This is a genomic window from Streptococcus sp. SGI.013 (assembly GCF_050315295.1).
In the GTDB taxonomy this organism is placed as follows: domain Bacteria; phylum Bacillota; class Bacilli; order Lactobacillales; family Streptococcaceae; genus Streptococcus; species Streptococcus porcorum.
In genome coordinates this window covers 1-1,604 of record NZ_JBNPOS010000069.1, presented here as the reverse complement: position 1 = coordinate 1,604, position 1,604 = coordinate 1, and the positions used below count along the sequence as shown (strand labels likewise).

At 37.5% G+C, this 1,604-nt stretch carries 3 protein-coding genes and 1 pseudogene; all 4 read right to left on the bottom strand.

What is annotated here, in order from left to right:
• Positions 1-202: 202 nt before the first annotated feature.
• Complete coding sequence (locus tag ACQRDX_RS09270) at positions 203-454, bottom strand: DUF6275 family protein (RefSeq protein ID WP_427896601.1); 252 nt, start codon at positions 452-454, stop codon at positions 203-205.
• Between the two features lie 10 nt (positions 455-464).
• Positions 465-713, bottom strand: coding sequence for a hypothetical protein (locus ACQRDX_RS09265; protein ID WP_427883439.1), 249 nt, complete (start codon positions 711-713; stop codon positions 465-467).
• Positions 714-758: 45 nt separating this feature from the next.
• Positions 759-1,040: a hypothetical protein gene (locus ACQRDX_RS09260; protein WP_044758004.1), complete on the bottom strand. Its 282-nt coding sequence runs from the start codon at positions 1,038-1,040 to the stop codon at positions 759-761.
• Positions 1,037-1,604 (bottom strand): annotated as a pseudogene (locus tag ACQRDX_RS09255) (phage minor capsid protein); the annotation flags it as partial. The gene ACQRDX_RS09260 and the pseudogene ACQRDX_RS09255, both read right to left, overlap by 4 nt.

Genomic DNA, 1,604 nt, shown 5'->3' with positions numbered 1-1,604 from the left:
GCTGTTATCTGTGATACCTGCGTCAACCAACATCTCACGTTTAAGACTCATGTCTTAACTCCTTTGTTTTACGTCACGAGGGACTGAGATACAGACACTTTTACGCCATATCCAGGGCAAAATAAAAACCGCTTGGACTTCCAAACGGTAAATATCTAATTACAGTAGTCTTTCCTACCAGTCAAGATGAGTGATCACGCTCCTAATCTTTGATTGCTCGGTTTGATATCTTGGCATAGACATCCACATAAGTTTCTGCTTTATCGCCATTATGAGTTACTTCCGCATAGTCGCCACACTTTTCATCAGACTTGATTTGATTAGTGCTGACTAATGCTTTCCAATTTTGCAGGGTTTTGCTGAACCAAACTACAAAACAGTCTTCAGTCTTGATTGCACGACCTGACAGACGTGAAAATTCTTGAGCTTCCAATTTCTTTGCTTTTTCTAACATAATTTCCTCCTTAACGTTTCCAAAACGGTTTCTTGAGCTGCTTGATTTCTTTTTCTAGTAATTCAATACGCTTATCGTATTCCTCAAACTTGCGATTGATAGTCTGAATATTTGTGGACTCAATGTCCTCCAATGTGTTCAGGCGACTTTTTAGGCTGTCTAGGAGAGTATTATGCCTGTTCAGTCGTAAAGTGACCCATTCCAAAAACTCCCACAACTCAAAGATTGGTTTGTATTTCTTTTTGATACGTTTATTCATGGTTTACCTCATATTTTTGGATATTAGAAAAGCGCCTAGGTTTAACTAAGCGCTAAGTTTTACTAATTGCTTTGCATTTTCGTAGTAAGGCGTTAGGAAGTTGATAAATCCTTGCTTGTCACTTGGGTCATGTTCTTCTAAAAACATCATTAGCTCAAAGTCATTGAGAGCGTCAAACATTTCAGGATTTTCATTATCCCAAGCCTCAGCAAACTCCTCATCTTCTCCAAAAAGAGCATTAAACTTAAAGGAAAAATCCCAAAAATTATCAATCTGACCACTGACTGCTTGATTGAGCATGTCTAATACTTGCTGACTGTATTTCATAATGGCTTAAATCCTTTCAGTTTTTTACGTTTCATCATAGTCACTACAATATCTGTATCAGGTTCAGTGATGTAAAGAATGCCGTTGTAGTATCTAGCAAGCCTACCATTCTGTTCTGATACATAGTTAGGAGGTAGTGAAAAGGCTGTTTTGACAGTTTCATAGTTATAGGTAAATGTACCATCATTGCGTCTCATACGCTCTATGTAGCGTGCTATAGCATGGTCTCCAAACACTATACCGTCATTTTTGAAATTAAAGTAAGCCTCCACTGCCTGCTGTTTCTGTTTCTCAGACAGTTTCTCGTGAATATCTCCTTTGAAATAATTGACAATCCTATTATCATACCTCAAAGACTCTTTTTCAGAGTGGCTCAGAGCTTGGAAATCATTATAAGACTTGGGTGCTTTATTTCCCAAATTTTGTAGTATTTCAGAATACTCCTTTTTAGAACGTTTGTCAATAGATTTGTATAATTTTTTAACCGTATCATCATTGTAGTAGTATTTCTCCCTAGCATAATCACGGTGTAGGAATGGGTGCTGTCTGAGATAGTCTCTCATG

Coding starts and splice junctions, on each gene's coding strand:
- ACQRDX_RS09270 (WP_427896601.1), bottom strand. CDS start 454: ATGTTAGAAAAAGCAAAGAAATTGGAAGCTCAAGAATTTTCACGTCTG.
- ACQRDX_RS09265 (WP_427883439.1), bottom strand. CDS start 713: ATGAATAAACGTATCAAAAAGAAATACAAACCAATCTTTGAGTTGTGG.
- ACQRDX_RS09260 (WP_044758004.1), bottom strand. CDS start 1,040: ATGAAATACAGTCAGCAAGTATTAGACATGCTCAATCAAGCAGTCAGT.